The organism is Pseudomonas putida, from assembly GCF_050990305.1.
Classification (GTDB): domain Bacteria; phylum Pseudomonadota; class Gammaproteobacteria; order Pseudomonadales; family Pseudomonadaceae; genus Aquipseudomonas; species Aquipseudomonas putida_AH.
The window spans coordinates 170631-192961 of sequence record NZ_CP158817.1 but is presented as its reverse complement, the minus strand read 5'-3'; the positions used below and the strand labels follow the sequence as shown (position 1 = coordinate 192961).

18 protein-coding genes, 1 tRNA gene and 3 pseudogenes are annotated in these 22331 nt (G+C 59.5%); 7 read left to right on the top strand and 15 right to left on the bottom strand.

Going from position 1 to position 22331, the window contains the following annotated elements; all coding sequences use genetic code 11:
• Positions 1-353 precede the first annotated feature (353 nt).
• The 4 genes from ABTV22_RS00905 to ABTV22_RS00890 all read right to left on the bottom strand — a co-directional run bounded on the left by ABTV22_RS00905 (position 354) and on the right by ABTV22_RS00890 (position 4502).
• Positions 354-1136: a MetQ/NlpA family ABC transporter substrate-binding protein gene (locus tag ABTV22_RS00905; protein WP_433738122.1), complete on the bottom strand. Its 783-nt coding sequence runs from the start codon at positions 1134-1136 to the stop codon at positions 354-356.
• Positions 1137-1394: 258 nt separating this feature from the next.
• Positions 1395-2321 carry a sigma 54-interacting transcriptional regulator gene (locus ABTV22_RS00900; RefSeq protein WP_433738120.1) on the bottom strand — a complete coding sequence of 309 codons (927 nt, stop codon included), beginning with the start codon at positions 2319-2321 and terminating at the stop codon, positions 1395-1397.
• Between the two features lie 50 nt (positions 2322-2371).
• Positions 2372-2953, bottom strand: coding sequence for an alpha/beta hydrolase (locus ABTV22_RS00895; protein ID WP_433738119.1), 582 nt, complete (start codon positions 2951-2953; stop codon positions 2372-2374).
• A 475-nt stretch (positions 2954-3428) separates the two neighbouring features.
• Entirely contained in the window at positions 3429-4502 is a 1074-nt protein-coding gene (locus ABTV22_RS00890; protein WP_433738118.1) for a fatty acid desaturase, read from the bottom strand.
• A 101-nt stretch (positions 4503-4603) separates the two neighbouring features.
• Between ABTV22_RS00890 and ABTV22_RS00885 the strand changes: the two genes are divergently transcribed.
• From ABTV22_RS00885 to ABTV22_RS00875, 3 genes and pseudogenes are all read left to right on the top strand, one after another.
• A complete protein-coding gene (locus ABTV22_RS00885; RefSeq protein WP_433738117.1) occupies positions 4604-5608 on the top strand; it encodes an AraC family transcriptional regulator in 1005 nt (334 codons plus the stop codon).
• Between the two features lie 164 nt (positions 5609-5772).
• A pseudogene (locus ABTV22_RS00880) lies at positions 5773-5856 on the top strand (helix-turn-helix domain-containing protein); the annotation flags it as partial.
• Between the two features lie 164 nt (positions 5857-6020).
• Positions 6021-6104 (top strand): annotated as a pseudogene (locus ABTV22_RS00875) (helix-turn-helix domain-containing protein); the annotation flags it as partial.
• 153 nt (positions 6105-6257) lie between these two features.
• Here the strand turns inward: ABTV22_RS00875 and ABTV22_RS00870 are convergent.
• Positions 6258-6944 (bottom strand): Crp/Fnr family transcriptional regulator, encoded by a 687-nt coding sequence (locus tag ABTV22_RS00870; protein ID WP_433738116.1) that lies wholly within the window; start codon positions 6942-6944, stop codon positions 6258-6260.
• 85 nt (positions 6945-7029) lie between these two features.
• Between ABTV22_RS00870 and ABTV22_RS00865 the strand changes: the two genes are divergently transcribed.
• Complete coding sequence (locus ABTV22_RS00865; protein ID WP_433738115.1) at positions 7030-7551, top strand: DUF962 domain-containing protein; 522 nt, start codon at positions 7030-7032, stop codon at positions 7549-7551.
• Between the two features lie 96 nt (positions 7552-7647).
• Here ABTV22_RS00865 and ABTV22_RS00860 read toward each other — a convergent pair whose 3' ends face one another.
• The 6 genes from ABTV22_RS00860 to dibA form a co-directional block, all read right to left on the bottom strand.
• Positions 7648-8637 (bottom strand): sulfate/molybdate ABC transporter ATP-binding protein, encoded by a 990-nt coding sequence (locus ABTV22_RS00860; RefSeq protein ID WP_175388060.1) that lies wholly within the window; start codon positions 8635-8637, stop codon positions 7648-7650.
• Between the two features lie 4 nt (positions 8638-8641).
• The gene (gene cysW / locus ABTV22_RS00855) at positions 8642-9514 is read right to left on the bottom strand and encodes a sulfate ABC transporter permease subunit CysW (RefSeq protein ID WP_433738114.1); all 873 of its coding nucleotides are present in this window, start codon (positions 9512-9514) and stop codon (positions 8642-8644) included.
• Positions 9515-9527: 13 nt separating this feature from the next.
• Positions 9528-10346: a sulfate ABC transporter permease subunit CysT gene (cysT, locus tag ABTV22_RS00850; RefSeq protein WP_053160682.1), complete on the bottom strand. Its 819-nt coding sequence runs from the start codon at positions 10344-10346 to the stop codon at positions 9528-9530.
• A gap of 160 nt (positions 10347-10506) precedes the next feature.
• Positions 10507-11520: a sulfate ABC transporter substrate-binding protein gene (locus ABTV22_RS00845; RefSeq protein ID WP_433738113.1), complete on the bottom strand. Its 1014-nt coding sequence runs from the start codon at positions 11518-11520 to the stop codon at positions 10507-10509.
• Between the two features lie 157 nt (positions 11521-11677).
• Positions 11678-11860 carry a sulfur starvation response protein OscA gene (gene oscA, locus ABTV22_RS00840; protein WP_433738112.1) on the bottom strand — a complete coding sequence of 61 codons (183 nt, stop codon included), beginning with the start codon at positions 11858-11860 and terminating at the stop codon, positions 11678-11680.
• Between the two features lie 245 nt (positions 11861-12105).
• Positions 12106-14025 (bottom strand): phosphodiesterase DibA, encoded by a 1920-nt coding sequence (gene dibA, locus ABTV22_RS00835; protein WP_433738111.1) that lies wholly within the window; start codon positions 14023-14025, stop codon positions 12106-12108.
• Between the two features lie 147 nt (positions 14026-14172).
• Between dibA and desA the strand changes: the two genes are divergently transcribed.
• Together desA and ABTV22_RS00825 are read left to right on the top strand one after the other, a co-directional pair.
• Positions 14173-15354, top strand: coding sequence for a delta-9 fatty acid desaturase DesA (desA, locus tag ABTV22_RS00830; RefSeq protein ID WP_433738110.1), 1182 nt, complete (start codon positions 14173-14175; stop codon positions 15352-15354).
• Between the two features lie 284 nt (positions 15355-15638).
• Positions 15639-16628, top strand: a complete 990-nt coding sequence (locus tag ABTV22_RS00825; protein WP_433738109.1) for a GGDEF domain-containing protein — start codon at positions 15639-15641, stop codon at positions 16626-16628.
• A 117-nt stretch (positions 16629-16745) separates the two neighbouring features.
• Here ABTV22_RS00825 and ABTV22_RS00820 read toward each other — a convergent pair whose 3' ends face one another.
• The 3 genes from ABTV22_RS00820 to gabD form a co-directional block, all read right to left on the bottom strand.
• Positions 16746-17957, bottom strand: a complete 1212-nt coding sequence (locus ABTV22_RS00820; RefSeq protein ID WP_433738108.1) for an HDOD domain-containing protein — start codon at positions 17955-17957, stop codon at positions 16746-16748.
• A 126-nt stretch (positions 17958-18083) separates the two neighbouring features.
• Positions 18084-19361, bottom strand: coding sequence for a 4-aminobutyrate--2-oxoglutarate transaminase (gene gabT, locus ABTV22_RS00815; RefSeq protein WP_433738106.1), 1278 nt, complete (start codon positions 19359-19361; stop codon positions 18084-18086).
• A gap of 186 nt (positions 19362-19547) precedes the next feature.
• Complete coding sequence (gene gabD / locus ABTV22_RS00810; RefSeq protein WP_433738105.1) at positions 19548-20990, bottom strand: NADP-dependent succinate-semialdehyde dehydrogenase; 1443 nt, start codon at positions 20988-20990, stop codon at positions 19548-19550.
• 350 nt (positions 20991-21340) lie between these two features.
• Between gabD and ABTV22_RS00805 the strand changes: the two genes are divergently transcribed.
• Positions 21341-21417: transfer RNA gene (locus tag ABTV22_RS00805), tRNA-Arg, on the top strand.
• A gap of 64 nt (positions 21418-21481) precedes the next feature.
• On the opposite strand, the pseudogene ABTV22_RS00800 reads toward ABTV22_RS00805, so the two are convergent.
• Positions 21482-22078: pseudogene (locus tag ABTV22_RS00800) on the bottom strand (methyl-accepting chemotaxis protein); the annotation flags it as partial.
• Positions 22079-22331: the final 253 nt, after the last annotated feature.

Below are 22331 nucleotides of genomic sequence, written 5' to 3'. Positions count from 1 at the left end.
GCTTTTGGCCAGACTCCCCGGCCGAACCTCACAAGGAAGAAAAAAATGGCAGACGTGAAAGTGCCCCAGCCGATGAATCCACAGGACATCGTTAAGTTGCTGGTGGCGTTGCGCAGGGCGTTGAAGGCCAGGGCAGCTTAAGAGTTCTGTAACTCAGGTGGTTACTTGTGGTGAGGGGATTTATCCCCGTTGGACTGCGCAGCAGTCCCATTTTTTGGGGCCGCTTCGCAGCCCAGCGGGGATAAATCCCCTCGCCACAAAAGCTTGCTCCTACATGAAAGGCCGACACAAAAAAACGCCGACGCTGTATCAGCCGTCGGCGTTGGAAACCTTGAAGCGGTTTTCCTCGCGAATCAGAACGCTGGCAGTACCGCGCCGCTGTACTTCTTCTCGATGAAGGCTTTGACTTCCGGGCTGGTCAGGGCTTTGGCCAGTTTCTGGATGGCGGCACTGTCCTTGTTGTCCGGACGTGCAACCAGGAAGTTCACGTAAGGCGAATCAGCGCCTTCGATCACCAGCGCATCTTTAGCCGGGTTCAGGCCTGCTTCCAGCGCGTAGTTGGTGTTGATCATGTCCAGGTCGACCTGATCCAGCACACGCGGCAACATCGCGGACTCAAGCTCCTTGAACTTGAAGTTGTGCGGGTTCTTGGCGATGTCTTTCGGGGTCGCCAGGGCGTTTTTCGGGTCTTTCAACTCGATCAGGCCAGCCTTTTGCAGCAGGATCAGGGCACGGCCGCTGTTGCTGCCTTCGTTAGGAATGGCAATGGTCGCGCCGTCTTTGAGCTCGGCCAGGGTTTTGACTTTCTTCGAGTAGCCGCCGAAGGGTTCAACGTGAACACCGACCACGGTTTCCAGGTGAGTGCCTTTGCCTTCGTTGAAGCTTTTCAGGTACGGCAGGGTCTGGAAGTAGTTGGCGTCCAGACGCTTCTGGTCGACCTGTACGTTCGGCTGAACGTAGTCGGTAAAGACTTTGATTTCCAGGTCCACGCCTTCTTTGGCGAGGGTTGGCTTGATCAGTTCGAGAATTTCAGCGTGTGGAATCGGGGTCGCCGCAACCACCAGTTTCTCGCCAGCCTGGGCCAGGCCCGCGGTCAGGGCAGCCGCCAGTGCGGTGAACAACAGAACCTTTTTCATGCAGTGTCCTTATCGAAAATCTTGGTCGCTTGTGGCGACGGCATTGAATACGAGTGCCAGTGAAGTGCTATCGCTGGCGTGACGCGGACATTACCCGGATTTTTTATTCCCGAACAATATCTTTTATTCACTTTCATATTCCATTTTGCTCATACAGCTCTAGCCCGCGGGTTAAATGCTATCTGTAGGAGCAGAGCTTGCTCGCGATGGCGTCTTTGCGGTGAACCGAGTCGCCTGGATCGCGAGCAAGCTCTGCTCCTACAGAAGTAGGCCAGTGTCCTTAAGTATTTGTTTCAGAGCGTCTTTTTCGGTGTTTGAACCATTGCCGAGTATCTGCTTGAGCTGATGCTTGAGCTGCCCCAGACCTTCATCCGGCAAGTTCAAATGCTCCGGCAAAATCTCGTCGCCAGTACTGACCAACAGTGCAAAGTGGATGACGTTTTCCAGCTCCCGGGTATTGCCCGGCCAACTGTGTCGCTCCAGCACGCGTTGTGCCGCTTCGCTGATCAGCGGCACTGGCAGGTCCAGGCGCTGGCTGTAGATGCCAAGGAAATATTCGGCCAATGACAGGATGTCGCCCACTCGCTCGCGCAATGCCGGCAGTTCAAGCTGGCCTTCGCTGAGGTAGTGATAGAGGCGTTCATGGAATTTGCCGGCGGCGACGGCCTGGGCCAGGTCGATGCTGGTGGCGGCCACCAAACGCACGTCCACCGGGCTCGGCTGATGGGCGCCGACACGGGTGACTTCGTGGTTCTCCAAAGCGGCGAGCAATTTGATCTGAATCGGCAATGGCAAGTCGCCAATCTCATCCAGGTACAACGTGCCTCCATTGGCCGAGCCGAACCAGCCGGCACGACTGCTGGCCGAACCGCTGAAGCTACCTGCGGCATAACCGAACAACTCGGCATCGGCGTAGGTCGGGCTGATCGCGCCGCAGTTGACCGAGACGAATAATCCACCGCGATCACTGGCGCGATGGATGTGTCGCGCCAGCAATTCCTTGCCGGTGCCGGTTTCACCACGGATCAAGACCGAGATCGCACGCGGTGCCAGTTGTTCCAGCTCCTGGCGCAATTGGCGCGAGCGCGGATCGACGAACACCAGCGCCTTGGCGCGGATGCTCAGGGGGCTTTTTTCAGCGTCGGGAAAGGTCAGCAGCGGCTGACCGAAGGTTTCAAAGCTCATGGCAGTCTCCCGCCCAAAACCGCCGGGAGACGGGGGGCGTTGATTAAGGGTCAGGCACGGCGCAGGGCGTGGTGCTCCATGCGGTTTTGCAGGCGGTAGAGATAGGCAAAGCCCTGCTCCCAACGTTGGTGGCCGGACTTCACGTTGATGTGGCCGGCACCGGCCAGGATTCCCGCTTCCGCGCCCCAGTTGCGCGCCAGCTCCAGCGCCCGCGGCGCGCTGACGGCGCTGTCGTTGTCGGAGCTGACGACCTGACTCGGAAACGGCAGCAGGTCGGTGGGAATCGGCGCAAAGTTGCGCAACGCCGGCGCACAAGCCGGACGTTCGACATCTGCCGGAGCGACCAGCAAGGCACCGCGAACCTGACGCAAAAACTGCAGCGGCGCCGTCGCTGCCCAATGGGCGACCGTGATGCAACCCAAGCTATGCGCGATCAGGATCACCGGCGTACTGTCGGCGGCAATCGCCTCGGCCAAGGCCGCGACCCAGTCCTCACGACGCGGCGTCAGCCAATCGGCCTGCTCCACCCGTGCACTGTTCGGCAGGCTGTTCTGCCAGTGGCTTTGCCAATGATCTTCTGGCGATCCTTGCCAGCCCGGCACAATCAGGTAGCGAATTGATTCGTTGCGCATGGGGAAGCTCTCCTGCATGTCTGTTCCCGGACGAGTATAGGGAGGAGAGTTATATTCGTTAAGGAATAAGAAGCTATTTATTAAGATCCATATCGAATATACAACGCACTTTGTAGGAGCTGCCGAAGGCTGCGATCTTTTGATCTTAAATGCGCTGTTGAAAAGCAAGATCAAAAGATCGCAGCCTGCGGCAGCTCCTACAGGGGCCATATTCCAGGCAAAAAAAAGGGGCCGCACCCTGCCAAGGAGACGGCCCCGGAAACTCAGAATCTGTTTAACAACCTGGCGCCGATGATTGGCGAAAACGGTTATCCAATAAAGGAATATTTAATTACTTTAATAGACCTAAATTGCATATGCCGATGACCCCACGTCAATCGCCAATCATCGTTGCTTGCGTCACAACCTAACGCCCCTTTGGGTCAAATTGATGACGAAGACTTTCGCTTCTGAGTTTCCGGGTTTCGTGCATGACTCAGACCTGAGCGGCACGCGCCTGCTGCGATTCTGTCGCCTCCTTGCGCTCGAAACGGTTGGCTCGGCCAAAGGTGCCGAAATCATTGAAACGCACGCCCATCTCACGCATCACCTTGTGCGCCACCGGTGCGGTCAACTGGCGGATGTAAAACGGCTCCTTCACCACGAAGTGATGAATGCCATGAGTGCTGCCGAAGTTGAAGCAGAACGCCTGCAACGGCCACAGCCACCAGGCGTTCAACACCTGGCACTGTTGCATCACGTTGCCCGGCTCCACGTCGCCGTAGTAATGCATGTTCGAGCTGATGAAATGCAGGCAAAAGGTACGCAGCACGTTCGGGCCGATGATCACCACTGCCGCGATATCAATGACCTGCATCACCGATAACGTGGTCGCCGACCACTCGATCGGCGCGCCCAGCAAATGAGCAATGCCATTGGCGGCATGGAAGCCCAGGAAGACATACCAAGCGCCCCAATGCAGCAGCGCCAACGGCGCGTAGACCTTCAATGTGCGCTGGAGGATGCTGATTTTTTGCGCCCGGGTTTTCGCCCGCAGCAGGCGAATGAACGACGACATCATGTTGTCGCCGACCATCAGAAAGCGCGCGATGCCCCAGGGTTCGCCGTTGGTGATCGCCCGCTCTTCCATGTCGGTTTCTGTGCCGGAGACCTTGTGATGGTTGAGGTGCAAATGGCGGCGAATCCACGGGTTGATGGTACTCGGGCGCGCGAGCCACACCAGGCCCATCATCAGGTTGTGCGGCACCCGCTGTTTGCGAAAATACATGCTGTGGATCAGGTCGTGTTCCAGTTCGTGGGTCAGCGACGCGAAGAAGGCATTGAGCAACAGGCACACCCACCACGCCATGTGCCCGGTCACGTAGAGCACCGCCGAACCGATCATGCCAGCCAGCGCGAAGGCCAGAATGCCGGCGCCGAGGGCGTCCTGGTGTTTGAGAATCGGGTAGCGCTCGCGCCATTCGACGCCCTTGGCCAACACCACTTCACGAATAAGTGCTGATCGCTGAGCTGCATTCAGTCGCTGGGGACTTGCAGAAGTACCGTGCATGCTTCCATCCTCTGGTTATTGATGGTTCGCATCTTCACCGCTGCGCCCTCCTGCAGCGGTAGCCGTGAACGCCAACCTGTTGACCGGAAGCGCCAATCAGCATGACTGAACCGACCTCCCTCGCCAGCTGGACCCGCGCATTGCGCAAGCAACTCGATGCCTTGGGCCTCGACAGCACCGCGTTGTGCCAACAAGCCGGGCTCGACCCGCAGTTGATGGACGACCCCAACGCCCGCTACCCGTTGTCCGGCACCACGCGCTTGTGGGAATTGGCGGTACAGGTCAGCGGCGACCCGGCGATTGGCTTGCGTGTCTCGCGCTTCGTCAGCCCCACCACGTTCCATGCCCTCGGTTATGCATTGGTCGCCAGCGGCAGTTTGCGCGAAGTCTTCGAGCGCATCGTGCGCTATCACCAGGTGGTCAGCGATGCCCTGGAACTGGAGCTGACCCGTGCTGACGATCGCTACCATTTCCGCCTGAAAATCCCACCGGGCAATCCTGCCCCCGCCTTCGAAGCCATCGACGCCTTCACCGCGATCTACGTGCGCACGTGCCGCAATCGCCTGGGCCGCGAATACGCCCCGCTGGCGGTGTACCTGCGCCGCCCGGAGCCTGCAGACCCGCATCAATGGCACAAGGTGTTCCGCTCGCCCGTGTACTTCGACACTGACGAAGATCGGCTGGAGTTTTCGCTCATCGATTTCGACAGCCACCTGGACGACGCCAACCCGGAACTGGCCGAGCACAACGAAACCGTGCTCAAGCGCACCCTGGCGCAGCTCAAACCGTTGACCTGGGAACGCAAGGTGCGCGATGCCATCGAGGAGCAATTGCCCGAAGGCGAACCGAGCGCCGAGCACATCGCCAAGGCCTTGCACCTGAGCCTGCGCAGCCTGCAACGGCATCTGGCGGATGAGGGATGCCGGTTCGACACGCTGCTCAACGAAAGCCGCGAGAACCTGGCACTGCTGCACCTGCGCGATCCACAAGTGTCGTTGAGCGAGATCAGTTATCTGTTGGGGTTTGCCGACACCAGCAGCTTCAGCCGGGCGTTCAAGCGCTGGACGGGGATGACACCGGGGCAGTTTCGGGATGGGTTGAGGTGACAGATCTGGACGGTGGACTGCTGCCCCACTAACAACGCGACCCTCGGTAGGAGCTGAGCTTGCTCGCGATAGCGTCGGGTCAGTGACATCAATATCGACTGGGCTGGCCCCATCGCGAGCAAGCTCGGCTCCTACAGGGTTAGGTGATTGCCTCTAGAGGGTGGTTTGCCGACACCAGCAGCTTCAGCCGGGCGTTCAAGCGCTGGACGGGGATGACACCGGGGCAGTTTCGGGATGGGTTGAGGTGACAGATCTGGACGGTGGACTGCTGCCCCACTAACAACGCGACCCTCGGTAGGAGCTGAGCTTGCTCGCGATAGCGTCGGGTCAGTGACATCAATATCGACTGGGCTGGCCCCATCGCGAGCAAGCTCGGCTCCTACAGGGTTAGGTGATTGCCTCTAGAGGGTGGTTTGCCGACACCAGCAGCTTCAGCCGGGCGTTCAAGCGCTGGACGGGGATGACACCGGGGCAGTTTCGGGATGGGTTGAGGTGACAGATCTGGACGGTGGACTGCTGCCCCACTAACAACGCGACCCTCGGTAGGAGCTGAGCTTGCTCGCGATAGCGTCGGGTCAGTGACATCAATATCGACTGGGCTGGCCCCATCGCGAGCAAGCTCGGCTCCTACAGGGTTAGGTGATTGCCTCTAGAGGGTGGCCAGTGCTCGCAACCGTTGAGCATCCAGGATTTCGATTTCGCCGTAAGCCAGCCCAATGATCCCCTGCCCCTGCAAATCCCTGAGGATCTGGTTGGTGGTCTGGCGCGACAGCGACAGCATCGCCGCCAGCTGTTCCTGCGGCAGTTGCAGAACCCGACGCGGTTTGTCGAGCTGGCCGTAGCCTTCGGCGATCATCAGCAAGCGATGCGCCAGCCGTGCCGGGGCCGGCATCAGGCTCAGCTGTTCGAGATTGATGAAGGTCATGCGCAGTTTCTGGCTCATCAACAGAGCGAGTTGCCGCCAGTGCGCCGGCTGTTGCTCCAACAAAGCGAGCAGCGCGGGTTGAGGGATGTGCAGCAGCGTGCACTGGCCCGCGGCGAACGCATCGTGGGTGCGTGCCTGACCGTCGAACAGGCAGATCTCGCCGAACCAGTGCGGCGCTTCCACCAGGCTCAGCAACGCCTCTTTACCCTGCTCGTTAACGGCGCCAATGCGCACCGCGCCTTCGAGCACGGCGTACAGGCCGCAGGGCGGGTCGCCGCGCTGGAACAGGCACTGGCCCGCAGACAACTGCCGAACCCGCGCCACACTCAGCAGACTATCCTGTAGGGAAACAGGCAGATGGCTGAACCACTGACCGCGCATCAGGCGCGCACGCCAGACCTGCATATCCATGAAAACTCCTAAAGATTGTCGCCTGGCTGACAGAGCGTGAAACGGCCCCCGAGGCAAGATCAGTCACCCTACAGGAGGAATAACAATGAAAAAAAGCCTCGTTGACCATCTCAGTCAATACGCCGCCTACCACCGTGATCCGCGCAATATAGCCACCCACTTCGTCGGCATTCCGCTGATCGTCCTGGCAGTGGCTGTACTGCTGTCGCGCCCGCAATGGGGCGGTGGCTGGCTATCGCCGGCAGTGTTGGCGTCGCTGGCGTCGGCATGGTTCTACCTGCGCCTGGAACTGCGCCTCGGGGTGCTGATGACCGTGTTGCTGGGGCTGTGCGTGTGGGCAGGTCAAATACTGGCACAGCAAAGTACGCTGGTCTGGCTGGCGAGCGGCCTGGGGATGTTTGTGATCGGCTGGGCGATTCAGTTTGTCGGGCATCACTACGAGGGGCGCAAACCGGCATTTGTCGATGATGTGACGGGGCTGATTGTCGGGCCGTTGTTTGTGGTCGCTGAGTTGGCGTTCATGCTGGGGATGCGCCATGAGCTCAAGGATCAGATCGAGGCGCGGGCGGGCGGGGTGCGGGTCAATCCGAATCGCGCTGCTGTTTAGATCGCATTCGCGAGCAAGCCCGCTCCCACAGTTGACCGAGTTGTTCTGACTGACACGGTCTAATGTAGGAGCGGGCTTGCCCGCGATGCTTTTGCTTTAGATATTGGCGACTTTCTGCCAGACCTTGGGCTTGAAGAACAAGGTTTCACCCTTGGCCAGACCAATCAGGCTGTCGTGATCCTTCACCACTTCGGCCTCGATCAGATCAGTCTGCCCTTCCACCTTGAGCGTCACGCGGGTGGTCGCGCCCAGCGGACGGATATCCCGCACTTCGGCCGCATGGTGATCCTCCAGCTCATGCCGTGACAGCGACACTTCGTGCGGGCGGAACAGCACGTGCTTGTCTTCGCCCAAATGCAGGCGGTTCGAGTCACCGAGGAAGTGGTACACGAAATCGCTGGCGGGGTTTTCGTAGACGTCGCCCGGTGAGCCGATCTGTTCGATCACACCCTTGTTCATCACCACGATACGGTCGGCGACTTCCATCGCTTCTTCCTGGTCGTGGGTCACGAACACCGAGGTCAGGTTGATGTCTTCGTGCAACCGCGCCAGCCAGCGGCGCAACTCCTTGCGCACTTTGGCGTCGAGGGCGCCGAAGGGTTCGTCGAGCAGCAGCACTTTGGGCTCCACCGCCAGAGCACGGGCCAGGGCGATACGCTGGCGTTGGCCACCGGAGAGCTGTTCCGGGTAGCGATCCGACAGCCAATCGAGCTGGACCATGTTCAGCAGTTCATGAACCTTGGTTGCGATCTGGCTTTCGCTCGGGCGCTGGTTTTTCGGCTTCATGCGCAGGCCGAACGCGACATTGTCGAACACCGTCATGTGGCGGAACAAAGCGTAGTGCTGGAACACGAAACCGACGTTGCGATCGCGCACGTCGTGACCAGAAACGTCTTCGCCGTGGAACACGATGTTGCCCTGATCCGGGGTTTCCAGACCGGCGATGATCCGCAGCAACGTGGTTTTGCCGCAGCCGGACGGCCCCAGCAGCGCTACCAGTTCGCCGCTTTGGATATCCAGGCTGATGTTGTCCAGCGCCTTGAACGCATGAAAATTCTTGCTGACGTTACGCACTTCGATCGACATGAAATCATTCCTCCGCGGCGCTGGCGCGCAGGCGGTTAATACGGTTTTCGCTCCACTGCTTGAGCAGCAGGATGAAGAGCGCCAGGATCAGCAACAGGCTCGCCACGGCGAACGCGGCCACGTGGTTGTATTCGTTGTAGAGGATCTCCACGTGCAGCGGCAAGGTGTTGGTCACCCCGCGAATGTGCCCGGATACCACCGACACCGCACCGAACTCACCCATCGCCCGCGCCGTACACAGCACCACGCCGTAGATCAGGCCCCATTTGATGTTGGGCACCGTGACGTGCCAGAACATCTGCCAGCCATTGGCCCCCAGCAGGCGCGCTGCCTCTTCTTCCTGGGTGCCCTGTTCCTGCATCAGCGGAATCAGCTCGCGGGCCACGAACGGCACGGTGACGAAGATCGTCGCCAGCACGATGCCTGGCAAGGCGAAGACGATCTGGATGTCGTGATCTTGCAACCACGGGCCGAACAGGCCTTGAGCGCCGAACATCAGCACATAAACCAGACCGGCAATCACCGGCGACACCGAGAACGGCAGGTCGATCAGGGTCACCAGCATGCTCTTGCCGCGGAACGTGTATTTGCTCACGCACCACGCAGCGCTGACGCCGAACACCAGGTTTAGCGGCACCGAGATCAGCACGGCGATCACCGTGAGTTTCAGTGCCGACAGGGCGTCGGGCTCAAGGATCGCGGTGAAGAATCCACCCAGACCATTTTTCAATCCCTGGGACACCACGATGAACAGCGGCAGCAACAGAAACAGCGCAAAAATCAGCCACGCAAGGCCGATGAGGAGGCGTCGCGAGGTGGCACTGCCACGGCGGGCAGCGTTCGCCGAGGAAGCGGCAGCAATAGACGATTGGGACATGTTCTGCGCCTCCTTATGGGGTTTCGATGCGCCGCTGCAGCAAGTTGATCAGCAGCAACAGAATGAAAGAAACCACCAGCATCAGTACACCAATGGAGGTAGCGCCGGTGTAATCGTACTGGTCGAGCTTGACCATGATCAGCAGCGGTAGGATCTCGGTTTTCATCGGCATGTTGCCGGCGATGAAAATCACCGAACCGTACTCGCCGACCCCGCGGGCAAAGGCCAGGGCGAACCCGGTCAACCAGGCAGGCAGTAGCGCCGGAACAAGGATATGGCGGAAAACCTGCAACGGTTTCGCCCCCAGGCACGCCGCCGCTTCTTCCACTTCACGGGGAATATCGGCCAATACTGGCTGTACGGTACGTACTACGAATGGAAGTGTCACAAAAGTGAGGGCAAGGGTAATGCCCAAAGGCGTGTAGGCGATCTTGAATCCCAGATCTGCCGCAAACTGGCCAACCAGGCCGGTCGGGGTGTACAGCGCCGTCAACGCAATACCGGCAACCGCCGTGGGCAATGCGAACGGCAAGTCGATCATGGCGTCGATGACTTTGCGTCCGGGGAAGGTATAGCGCACCAACACCCAGGCCAGTAGCGTGCCGATGATGCCGTTGATGATTGCGGCGTAGAGTGCGGTGCCGAAGCTCAGCTTCAACGCCGCCAGCACCCGGGGTGCCGAGATGATTGCCCAGAACTGATCCCAGGTGAGTTGGGCGGCATGCACGAACATCGCCGCCAGTGGTATGAGCACAATCAGGCTGAGGTACACCAAGGTGTAGCCCAGCGTCAGCCCGAAGCCGGGTATGACGGGGGAGATACGACGCGACATAAAAGTCCTTGGTTGATTACACAATCACTGTAGGAGCGGGCTTGCTCGCGAAAGCGGTGGGTCAGCTACATCTTTATCAGCTGACACTCCGCTTTCGCGAGCAAGCCCGCTCCCACATTTTCAATGCGCCTCATAGAGGCTCATTGATGGCTATTTAAGATTACTGCGCCTGGTAGATCTGGTCGAACACGCCACCATCGTTAAAAAATTTCGGTTGCGCGGTTTTCCACCCGCCGAAGTCTTTGTCGATGGTCACCAGTTCCAGTTTCGGGAACTGATTGGCGTATTTGGCGGCGACATCCTTGTCACGTGGACGATAGAAGTTTTTCGCCGCGATTTCCTGACCCGCCGGGCTGTACAGGTGCTTGAGGTAGGCCTCGGCGATTTGCTCGTTGCCCTTTTTCTCGGCGTTCTTGTCGACCACGGCCACCGGCGGTTCGGCGAGGATCGACAGCGAAGGCACAACGATGTCGAACTTGTCGGCGCCGCCATCTTCCTTCAGTGCCAGGAAGGCTTCGTTTTCCCAAGCCAGCAACACGTCGCCCTGACCGTTATTGACGAAGGTAATGGTCGAACCGCGAGCGCCGGTGTCCAGCACAGGTACGTGCTTGAACAGGGTTTGCACGTATTCCTTGGCCTTGGCTTCGTCACCGCCATTGGCTTTCAGACCATAGGCCCAGGCCGCCAGGAAGTTCCAGCGTGCACCGCCGGAAGTTTTCGGGTTCGGGGTGATGACCGAGACGTCGTTCTTCACCAGATCGCCCCAGTCCTTGATGCCTTTAGGGTTGCCCTTGCGTACCAGGAACACGATGGTCGAGGTGTAAGGCGTGCTCGCCTCCGGCAGGCGCTTCTGCCAATCCGCCGGCAGGGTTTTGCCCAGCTTGGCGATTTCGTCGATGTCGCCGGCCAGGGCCAGGGTCACCACGTCGGCACGCAGGCCGTCGATCACCGCCCGGCCTTGCTTGCCCGAACCACCGTGGGATTGCTGGATTTTGACGGTGTCGCCGGGGTTGCTTTTCTTCCAGAAGTTGACGAATTCGGCGTTGTAATCCTGATACAGCTCGCGGGTCGGGTCGTAGGACACATTGAGCAGTTCGTAGTCCTTGGCAACCGCGGAACCGGCAAACAGGGCGCTGGCCAGGGCGGCCAAAGCGAAATGGCGAATCGACGACATGGTGAAAGCTCCTGGAATTCTTGGGTGTATTGGCTTTTTTCTTATGGACTTCTGGAATTGCGGTGCCTGTTCAAAGATCGCAGCTTGCGGCAGCTCCTACAGGGAATTGCGTGCATCTGTAGGAGCTGCCGCAGGCTGCGATCTTTTGACTTTTGCCTCAGCCGGTTTTGTTACCTGGCTGCTGCAAGCGGAATTTTTCCTTGCGTTCGATCTGAACCACCTGGGCGTTGTGGACGGTGATTTCCACCGCGCCAAACCGCAGATCGCGCAGGGCGCTCTGGATTTCACGCAGGATGGTTGCTTCGTCCTGGCCGTCAACGCTACGTAGGGATGCGCTCATGGTGCTGCTCCTTCGACTGAGAGGTTGCCTGGCAGTGGCGGCACTGCTTGCGGCGTGAAACCAATAGTAGAGAGGCACAGATATTCTTAAAAAGACTATTTAAGAATGTTTATATAACCAGAAGAGATTATTTGACGAGACAAGGGTTTGCGGCCGGAAAATCAAAAGATCGCAGCCTTCGGCAGCTCCTACAGGGAAATGCGTACCTCTGTAGGAGCTGCCGAAGGCTGCGATCTTTTCAACATTCAACGAATCACAGGTGCCCGATTCCAATCCAGTTGCGCGGCCGGCACCGGTCGCCCGAACCAGTATCCCTGCCCCAGATGGCTGCCATGTTCGAGCAGGAACGCCGCCTGTTCGCGTTGCTCGATGCCCTCAGCCTGCACCTGCATGCCCATGCTCTGGGCCAGGGCGATGATGACCCGCACAATGGCTGCATCGTCCTCGTCGCACGGCAGCCCGGCGACGAACCCTTGGTCGATCTTGAGTTTCTGCACCGGCAAGCGCTTGAGCCGCAGCAACGATGAATAACCGGTGCCGAAGTCGTCGATGGCCAGCCGCACACCCAGTTCACGCAGGCGATGCATTTGTTCCAGCGCCACTTCCGGGTCTTCCATCACCGCACTTTCGGTCACTTCCAGCTCCAGGTAGGCCGGGTCCAGACCGGTTTCGCGCAGCACTTGCGCCACTTGCCGGTACAGCTCGCGGCGGGCAAACAGGCGCGAGGATACATTCACCGCAACGAACGACAACGCCACGCCGGCCTGCTGCCACAGGCACATTTGCTGGCAAGCCTGCTGCATCACCCAGGCATCGATTTCGGCGATCAACCCGGTTCGCTCCGCCACCGGTATGAACTCGGCCGGCGACACCAGGCCGCGCTGCGGATGCTCCCACCGCACCAGCGCCTCGACGCCGATCAGACGGCAGGTCTGAAGGTCGTGAACCGGCTGGTAATAAACACGCAATTGCTGCTGATCGAGTGCACGGCGCAACTCGAAGGCAATTTCGACTCGCTGCTGGGCATGGGCTGTCAGTTCTTCGGTATAGAGCGCGTAGCCGTTGCGACCCGAGCTCTTGGCCTTGAACAGCGCCGAATCGGCATTGCGCAACAACTGCTCTGCGCTCAAGGCATCACCGGGGAACAGGCTGATACCGATGCTGGTGTTGATATACAGCTGGTGCCCGTCGATCGGGAACACTTGCTTGAGCCCATCGATGATGCGCTGCGCCAGCGCCGCGGCCTGCCCCAGTTGCGGACAGTTCTCGGCCAGCACGGCGAATTCGTCGCCGCCAAGCCGCGCCAGGGTGATGCCAGGACCGAACATGGCCCCCAGGCGTTCCGCGACAGCCTTGAGCAATTGATCGCCGATGGTATGGCCGAGGCTGTCATTGATCATCTTGAAATGATCCAGATCAACCAACAGCAGCGCACAGCCTCGCTTGTGGATCTGCGCTGACGCCAGGGCCTGCTCGGCACGGTCGGTGAACAGCAGGCGATTGGGCAGGTCCGTCAGTGGATCGTGGTGTGCCAGGCGCATCAGTTCGTGTTCGGAATTCTTGATCGCACTGATGTCAGAAAACACCGCCACGTAATGGCTGAGTTGCCCCAAGTCGTCATGAATGACGCGGATGGTTTGCCATTGCGGATAGATTTCGCCGTTTTTACGGCGATTCCAGATTTCCCCACTCCACTCGCCGGCACTGTGGAGGGCCGCGAACATCGCTTGGTAGAAATCCCCGGAATGACGGCCAGACTTGAACAAGTTGGGCCGCTGTCCCATGACTTCTCCAGTTTGATAACCGGTAATGTCCATGAAGGCACGATTGACATGCACGATCAAACCTTCGCGGTTGGTGACCAGTACCCCTTCGCGGGTGCAATCGAATACCGCAGCCGCCTGTCGCAACCGCTCCCGATCTTCGCTGCGCTCGCGCAATTTGGCGCCGATACCCAGGCAACGCAGCAATCGCGCCCGAGCAAGGAAGATCAACCCGGCGCTGATCATCACCCAGACGTAACCGTTGATCAGTTGCCACCGCGATATCTCGATCGAGCTATCGAAGAAACTGTTCAATAAATAGTCACTGAGCTGTAGCCAGACCACAGAAAACAACAGGTAAAGCAGTACAACGCGCAGGGCGTCGCGATAGCTGGCAGACATAAGACTGTCCATGTCCCTACAAAAGTGCCGGGATTATAAGTTAAACACGCCACCCGTTACTCCTATCTGAAAGGGCGACTGGTTTTCTCTGTGGGCTTGGTGATAATGCACCCGCTGTTTTTTCTTTTATCGAGGGCCCTATAGCCTATGTGGTACGAAGGTTTTCTTGGCTTGTCGCCCTGGTCGCTGGTGGCAGTCACCCTGCTGATGACCCATGTGACGATCATCGCCGTCACGGTCTATCTGCACCGTTATTCAGCCCATCGCTCTCTGGAGCTGAATGCCGGCCTGAAACATTTCTTCCGCTTCTGGCTGTGGCTGACCACGGCACAGAACACTCGCGAGTGGACCGCTATCCACCGCAAGCACCACGCCAAATGCGAAACCGAAGATGACCCGCACAGCCCGGTTATCAAGGGCTTGTCCACGGTGCTGCGCAAAGGTGCCGAACTGTACCGCGCCGAAGCGGAAAACCCTGAAACCCTGCGCATCTATGGCAAGAACTGCCCCGAAGACTGGATCGAGCGCAACCTTTACACCCCCTACCCGCTGCTGGGTGTGGCGATCATGGCCGTTATCGACCTGCTGCTATTCGGCACTATCGGTATCACCATCTGGGCCATCCAGATGATGTGGATCCCGGTCTGGGCGGCCGGCGTGGTCAATGGCCTGGGCCATGCCGTTGGCTACCGCAACTTCGAATGCCGCGATGCGGCGACCAATCTGGTGCCGTGGGGCATTCTGATCGGCGGCGAAGAACTGCATAACAACCATCACACCTACCCTAACTCGGCCAAACTGTCGGTGAAGAAGTGGGAGTTCGATCTGGGCTGGGCCTGGATTCAAGTGTTCAGCTTCCTGCGCCTGGCCAAGGTTCAGCGGGTCGCGCCGATTGCCCACCGTGTCGAAGGCAAGGGCAACCTGGACATGGACACCGCCATGGCGATCCTCAACAACCGCTTCCAGATCATGGCCCAGTACCGCAAGCTGGTGATCGGGCCGCTGGTCAAGCAAGAACTGGCCAAGGTCGATCACTCGGTCCGCCACCAGTTCCGCCGCGCCAAGCGTCTGTTGTCGCGGGAAACCAGCCTGCTGGATGACAAACACCACGTACGCATCCAGAACATGCTCGAGCACAGCCAGGCGCTGAAGGTTATTTACGAAAAACGCCTGGCCTTGCAGCAGATCTGGGTCAAGACCAGCTCAAATGGTCATGACATGCTGGCCGCCATCAAGGATTGGGTACACGAAGCCGAAGCCAGCGGGATTCAATCCCTGCGCGATTTCGCCGATCAGTTGAAAACCTACTCCCTGCGTCCTGCCGCCTGACTGACACCCGGCCGCCACTGTAGGAGCTGCCGAAGGCTGCGATCTTTTGATCTTTTAAAAGCAAGATCAAAAGATCGCAGCCTCGTTTCACTCGACAGCTCCTACACAGCTCCTACACGGCTCCTACAGGGGACGGGGTTGCTACCGTATGGCGGGATCCCTGCGCTTCGCCCTATAAAACGGGAACTTCATCCCGTATCCCCTATCTCAAAGACACTTCGCCACCCAGGCGAGCTTCCCGCTTTCGAGCCTCGAGCGGCGCACGCCCTTTGAGATTTGTGTCGATGGTCAATAACAACCTTAAAGAAACCTCTGCAGCGCAATGGCCCGATGCGGCGCAAACGCTGTTGGCATTAATGCACGCCCAAGGCGAAGTTGCGCGCCTGAGCGAGCGCGAACAGCTGTTCAGCACCTTGCTGGTGAGCGTCAACGCGGTGCTCTGGGCATTCAACTGGGAAACCCGTCAGGTGCTGTATGTCAGCCCCGCCTATGAACGGATCTTCGGTCGCTCCGCCGACCTGCTATTGGCCGACTACAACCAATGGCGCGACGCTATTTACCCCGATGACCTGGAATACGCCGAGCGCAGCCTCGCGGACGTACTGGCCAAAGGCGCCATCGAAGACCGCGAGTACCGAATCATCGACGCCGACGGCCAAGTGCGTTGGCTTAGCGACAAATGTTTCATCAACCGCCAGGCTGAACCGGGCCAGCCGGTGATTATTGTCGGCATCGCTGAAGACATCACCCACAAGAAGCAAATGGAAGCCGAGCTGCAACGCCTGGCCACCACCGACGCCCTGACCCAAAGCAGCAACCGCCGGCACTTCTTCGAAGGCGCACTGCGCGAATTCGAACTCGCACGCCAACAAGGCACACCGCTGTCGTTCCTGATGCTGGACATCGATGACTTCAAGGTGATCAACGACACCTACGGCCATCAGGCAGGCGACAACGTGCTGCAGCATATCGCCGACTGCGGCCGCGCGGCATTGCGCCGTGGCGACCTGTTCGGGCGCATCGGTGGCGAGGAGTTCGCGGCTGTGTTTCCCGGCTGTACGCCGGACATGGCCTTGCAAGTGGCCGAGCGTCTGCAACGGCAGATCCAGCATTTGAGCTTCGACCAAGACGGCAAGACATTCGGGATTACCGTCAGCCAGGGACTGACCAGCCTGACCGCCGAGGATGAAAACGTCGAAAGCCTGTTTGGCCGGGCGGATGCGGCGATGTACCGAGCCAAGCGTGAAGGCAAAAACCGGATTGTGACCGGCTGACGCAGCATCTCCCTGTAGGAGCTGTCGAGTGCAACGAGGCTGCGATCTTTTGATTTCTTGAAGCAAGATCAAAAGATCGCAGCCTGCGGCAGCTCCTACAAAGGCTCTGCGGCGCTACTACTTGCGCATCCGCATCAGCTCCGGCAAGCCGATCTTGAGCAATCGTGCCGTCCGGCTTTGGGCCAGCTCCTCTATGCCCTCATGCGCGGTCAGGCGCGCCAGTTGCGCTGCCATGTTCATCACCAGGGCTTCGCGGGAGTAAACCCCGCCACCGAGCTGATAGGCTGCCGCAATCAGCTGCCGCAACTCCAGCGGCAGGCGCCAGCGGGTACGCAGCGCCGAACCGTAAGCTGCGCCGAATTCGACCAGCGCTTCGCCTACCGCTTCCTGATCGTCCAGCTTGCCGCCGGCCTGCTTCCACTCCTGCAAACAACGCAGCAACGCCAAATCGCCGAGGCGATGCAGCATGCCGGCGCAATAGCAGCGCTCCTGATCCAGGTCCAGCAAACGCGCCAGGGTTCGCGCGTATTCGGCGGTGTGCAGTGACAGCTCCCAATAGCGCTCGGCATAGTCCGCCAGGTAGGGATCGCTGAGCTTGGCGCTGCGTTTGAGGGCCAGGCCCAGGATCAAATTCATGCTTTGCCCGGTGCCCAGCCGATGCAGTGCCTGGGACAGGGTTTGCACGGCAGCACCATGGTGCTGGGCGGCGCTGTTGGCGGCCGCGATCAGCACGGCAGTCACCTGCGGATCGGTGCGGATCTCGTCTTCCAGCTTGATGAGATCGAGACCATTGGGATTGAGGCTGCGCTCGACCGCCAGTTGCACGTCAGTCATCAGCGGCGCGCCTTCCGCCAGTTCACGACGCCGCTCCAGGTACACCGACAAAGTCATGCCCGGCGCCAGCGACGGCACCTCACAGGAAACCGCTTCACCGGCATTGAGCAGCAAATTCTGTAGCCGATGGGTCAGGCTTTCCATGTTCAGGGGTTTGGTCAGGTAGGCGGCAGGCGCCAGTGGCAGGGCTTCGCGCACGCTGGCGCTGTCGTTGCGGCTGCTCATCAGAATGAAAGGCAACGGCGGATTGCGTTTACGCTGGCGCACACTGCGCAACACGTTCAGACCATCGACACCGGGCAACTCCCAATCGGCGATCACCAGATCGTAGGGATTGGCGGCCAGCAGATGCAGCGCCTCTTGGCCGTCGGCACACAGATCCAGACGCGCATCGCAGCGTACGCTCAGCAGTACTTCCTTGAGCAGATCGCGGGACCAGGGGTCGGCCTCGGCGATCAGCACTCTGGGAACAGCGGGTAAATTGACGACAGTCATACAGCTCTCCCTGGCAATGCCTGAACATTAGCGAATGCTGGCCATTCGATACAGCAGCTTGAGTTTCACGGGGCCAAAAAAAACCCGCCGAAGCGGGTTTTTTGTCGATCAAGTCACACTCGGTGATCAGATCTCGGCGAAGCACTCTTCGATGATCGCCAGACCTTTGTCCAGTTGCTCATCCGGCGAGGTCAGCGGTACCAGGACGCGCAGGACGTTGCCGTAGGTGCCGCAAGACAGCAGGATCAGACCTTTCTCGCGAGCCTTGGCCACCACGGCTGCCACGGCAGTCGGGTTTGGCTTGTGGCTGTCGCCGCCTTCGAACAGCTCGACGGCGATCATCGCGCCCAGGGCACGGACTTCGCCGATCACTGGGTACTTGGCCTGGATAGCCTTCAGGCCAGTCACCAGACGCTCGCCGACAGCCTTGCAGCGGTCCAGCAGGTTTTCTTCTTCGAACACTTCCATCACGGCCAGGGCCGCGGCGCAAGCGATCGGGCTACCGGCGTAGGTGCCGCCCAGGCCGCCTGGAGCGATGGCGTCCATGTACTCGGCCTTGCCGCACACACCGGCCAGCGGGAAGCCGCCAGCGATGGATTTGGCGAATGTGGTCAGGTCGGCAGCAACGCCCATCTGTTCCATGGCGAAGAAGGTGCCAGTACGGCCAGCGCCGGTCTGTACTTCGTCAGCGATCAGCAGGATGCCGTGCTGGTCGCACAGGGCACGCAGACGCTTCATGAACTCTTTAGGCGCGACGTAGAAACCACCTTCGCCCTGAACCGGCTCGATGATGATCGCGGCGATGTCTTTCGGCTCAGCGTCGTTCTTGAAGATGCGCTCGATGCTGGCGATCGAATCGTCGATGCTCACGCCGTGCAGTTCGTTCGGGTACAGCGCGCGGAAGATGCCGCCTGGCATCAGACCCATGCCGGCCGAGTAAGGCACGACTTTACCGGTCAGGCCCAGGGTCATCATGGTGCGACCGTGGTAGGCGCCGGTGAAAGCGATCACGCCGGCACGGCCAGTGGCGGCACGGGCGATCTTGATGGAGTTTTCAACGGCTTCGGAACCGGTGGTCACCAGCAGGGTTTTCTTGGCGAAATCACCTGGAACGCGAGCGTTGATTTTTTCGCACACTTCTACGTACGGCTCGTAGGCCAGAACCTGGAAGCAAGTGTGGGTCAGCTTGTTCAGCTGCTCGGTCACGGCGGCGATGACTTTTGGGTGCACGTGGCCGGTGTTCAGCACGGCGATACCGCCGGCGAAGTCGATGAACTCGCGACCTTCAACGTCGGTCACGGTAGCGTTCTTCGCGGAATCGGCGAAGATCGGGTGAATCTGGCCAACACCACGTGGAACTGCAGCGGTACGGCGGGCCATCAAATCAGCGTTAGTCTTGCTCATTACATTCCTCATTCGCCGCTCATCGGTCGGCGTGGTTCAAGGATTAAGCGGCGGGGAACAACAGCGGCAGCATGCGATGATCGACTGCCACAGCGTTCCCGGCCACCGAGAAAATTCCGTTTGAAGCACGCAAAGGGTCAGCGCTCTCGTGCCCTTTGCGTTTGAAGCAATGCCTCGCCGGGGAGCTTAGATGCCCAGGCAGAGGTATTTGATTTCCAGGTAATCTTCGATGCCGTACTTGGAGCCTTCACGGCCCAGACCCGACGCCTTGATGCCGCCGAATGGCGCGACTTCGTTGGAGATCAGACCGGTGTTGACGCCGACCATGCCGTATTCCAGGGCTTCAGCCACACGGAACACACGACCCAGGTCGCGAGCATAGAAGTACGAGGCCAGGCCGAACTCGGTATCGTTCGACATTGCGATCACATCAGCTTCGTCTTTGAAGCGGAACAGCGGCGCCAATGGACCGAAGGTTTCTTCCTTGGCCACGGCAGCGTTGTTCGGCACGTTGGTCAGGATGGTCGGCTCGAAGAAGTTGCCTTCCATCGGCTTGCCGCCGGCCAGTACGGTCGCGCCTTTGCTCAGGGCGTCGGCGATGTGTTCTTGCACCTTGGCCACGGCTTTTTCGTCGATCAGCGGACCGGTGGTGGTGCCGGCTTCCAGACCGTTACCGATCTTCAGCTTGGCCACAGCGGCTTTGAGCTTCTCGGCGAAGGCGTCGTAGACACCGTCCTGAATGTACAGGCGGTTGGCGCAAACGCAGGTCTGGCCGTTGTTGCGGTATTTGGAAATGATCGCACCTTCGACGGCCTTATCCAGGTCCGCGTCGTCGAACACGATGAACGGCGCGTTACCGCCCAGTTCCAGGGACACTTTCTTGATGTCCTTGGCGCATTCCGACATCAGTTGACGACCGATTTCGGTCGAACCTGTGAAGGACAGCTTGCGCACGATCGGGTTGCTGGTCAGCTCGGTACCGATGTCGCCGGCGCTGCCGGAAACAACGCTGAACACACCGGCAGGAATGCCGGCACGCTGGGCCAGTTCGGCCAGGGCGAATGCGGAATAAGGGGTCTGCGAAGCAGGCTTGAGCACCATGGTGCAACCGGCGGCCAGTGCCGGGCCGGCTTTACGGGTGATCATCGCGGCCGGGAAGTTCCACGGGGTGATCGCTGCGGTCACGCCGATTGGCTGCTTGATCACGATCAGGCGCTTGTCTGGCTGGTGGCCCGGAATCACGTCACCGTAGATGCGCTTGGCTTCTTCGGCGAACCACTCGATGAAGGAAGCGGCGTAAACGATTTCGCCCTTGGCTTCGGCCAATGGCTTGCCTTGTTCCAGGGTCATCAGGCGAGCCAGGTCGTCCTGGTTTTCGATCATCAGTTCGAACCAACGACGCAGTTTGCCTGCACGCTCTTTAGCGGTCAGTGCACGCCAGGCCGGCAGCGCTTTATCAGCAGCTTCGATGGCACGGCGGGTTTCGGCAGCGCCCATTTTCGGCACGGTGCCCAGAATTTCGCCCGTTGCCGGGTTGTTGACCTTGATGGTCTGACCATTGTCCGCATCGACCCACTCGCCATTAATGAAGGCTTGCTGGCGGAACAATTGGGTGTCTTTAAGCTGCATGTCGGCTTTCCTTAACAGCACCGCGCGGGGCGGAGCAATTTTGTGATTGTCGAAAGGCGCCTTCAAAGGCTGCCGTCAGGGAAATCATTCACCGGGCTGAAGCACATAAATAGCGCACGTGATGGACTCGTGCGGTTCAGCACCCAGACAAGAGCGTTTGAAATCTCAAACGAATCCTAGGATCAAAGGGGGTAAAGGACAATAGGGCGTTCGAAAAAAAGAACGAAAACGTCCCATTTGCCTGTTTTTTCTGATCAACGTAGCGAACGCAGGTTACGCTTGTGATAACCGCAAGCGATTGAGCAGCATTGGACGCCCGCCATGCATATGAGTATTATGGCGCCCGCATTGCACCAGTAGCTCAGCTGGATAGAGTACTGCCCTCCGAAGGCAGGGGTCGTGGGTTCGAATCCCGCCTGGTGCGCCATACGCAAAAACGAGAAAGCCCCGGACCGCAAGGTCTGGGGCTTTTTTGTTGCCGCTCGAACCCGTCAGATCCGGAAGCTGCCCACCAATTGCTTCAAGCGGCTGGCCTGCTGCTCCAGGTCCGAGCAGGCGCGCAAGGTGGACTGCAAGTTCTCCAGGCCTTCCTGGTTCAGCATGTTGATCTCGTTAATGTCCATGTTGATCGAGTCAACCACAGCCGTCTGCTCTTCAGTGGCGGTGGCCACCGACTGGTTCATGCCGTCGATTTCCCCGATGCGCTGGGTCACGCTGCCCAGGCGTTCGCCCGCCTGGTTGGCGATCGACACGCTGTCCTGGCTGTGGCGCTGGCTTTCACCCATGGTATTGACCGATTCCCGGGCGCCGACTTGCAGCTCCTCGATCATGTTCTGCACTTGCTGCGCCGATTCCTGGGTGCGGTGGGCCAGGTTGCGAACTTCGTCAGCGACCACGGCAAAGCCACGACCGGCCTCGCCAGCACGCGCCGCTTCGATGGCCGCGTTGAGCGCCAGCAGGTTGGTTTGTTGGGAGATGCTGGTGATCACTTCAAGGATCTGACCAATGTTCACGGTCTTGCTGTTCAGCGTTTCGATGTGCGAACTGGAGGTGACGATCAAGTCCGACAGGCGGTTCATGGCCTGAATGCTGCGATCGACCACTTGCTGGCCCTCTTCGGCCAAGTGGCGGGCGGAGCTGGCGTGTTGCGAAGCCTGTGCGGCGTTGTGTGCGATTTCCTGAGCGGCGGCCCCCAGTTGATTGATCGCGGCGGCGACGCTGTTGGTGCGGTTGACCTGCTCGTCGGAATTGACCATCGACGAGTTCGAGGCGCTCACCACGCGCAAGGCCACTTCGTTGACCTGCTCGGTGGCCGACGACACTTCGCGGATCGAGGTGTGA

Coding starts and splice junctions, on each gene's coding strand:
- ABTV22_RS00905 (WP_433738122.1), bottom strand. CDS start 1,136: ATGAAAAAGGTTCTGTTGTTCACCGCACTGGCGGCTGCCCTGACCGCG.
- ABTV22_RS00900 (WP_433738120.1), bottom strand. CDS start 2,321: ATGAGCTTTGAAACCTTCGGTCAGCCGCTGCTGACCTTTCCCGACGCT.
- ABTV22_RS00895 (WP_433738119.1), bottom strand. CDS start 2,953: ATGCGCAACGAATCAATTCGCTACCTGATTGTGCCGGGCTGGCAAGGA.
- ABTV22_RS00890 (WP_433738118.1), bottom strand. CDS start 4,502: ATGCACGGTACTTCTGCAAGTCCCCAGCGACTGAATGCAGCTCAGCGA.
- ABTV22_RS00885 (WP_433738117.1), top strand. CDS start 4,604: ATGACTGAACCGACCTCCCTCGCCAGCTGGACCCGCGCATTGCGCAAG.
- ABTV22_RS00870 (WP_433738116.1), bottom strand. CDS start 6,944: ATGGATATGCAGGTCTGGCGTGCGCGCCTGATGCGCGGTCAGTGGTTC.
- ABTV22_RS00865 (WP_433738115.1), top strand. CDS start 7,030: ATGAAAAAAAGCCTCGTTGACCATCTCAGTCAATACGCCGCCTACCAC.
- ABTV22_RS00860 (WP_175388060.1), bottom strand. CDS start 8,637: ATGTCGATCGAAGTGCGTAACGTCAGCAAGAATTTTCATGCGTTCAAG.
- cysW (WP_433738114.1), bottom strand. CDS start 9,514: ATGTCCCAATCGTCTATTGCTGCCGCTTCCTCGGCGAACGCTGCCCGC.
- cysT (WP_053160682.1), bottom strand. CDS start 10,346: ATGTCGCGTCGTATCTCCCCCGTCATACCCGGCTTCGGGCTGACGCTG.
- ABTV22_RS00845 (WP_433738113.1), bottom strand. CDS start 11,520: ATGTCGTCGATTCGCCATTTCGCTTTGGCCGCCCTGGCCAGCGCCCTG.
- oscA (WP_433738112.1), bottom strand. CDS start 11,860: ATGAGCGCATCCCTACGTAGCGTTGACGGCCAGGACGAAGCAACCATC.
- dibA (WP_433738111.1), bottom strand. CDS start 14,025: ATGTCTGCCAGCTATCGCGACGCCCTGCGCGTTGTACTGCTTTACCTG.
- desA (WP_433738110.1), top strand. CDS start 14,173: ATGTGGTACGAAGGTTTTCTTGGCTTGTCGCCCTGGTCGCTGGTGGCA.
- ABTV22_RS00825 (WP_433738109.1), top strand. CDS start 15,639: ATGGTCAATAACAACCTTAAAGAAACCTCTGCAGCGCAATGGCCCGAT.
- ABTV22_RS00820 (WP_433738108.1), bottom strand. CDS start 17,957: ATGACTGTCGTCAATTTACCCGCTGTTCCCAGAGTGCTGATCGCCGAG.
- gabT (WP_433738106.1), bottom strand. CDS start 19,361: ATGAGCAAGACTAACGCTGATTTGATGGCCCGCCGTACCGCTGCAGTT.
- gabD (WP_433738105.1), bottom strand. CDS start 20,990: ATGCAGCTTAAAGACACCCAATTGTTCCGCCAGCAAGCCTTCATTAAT.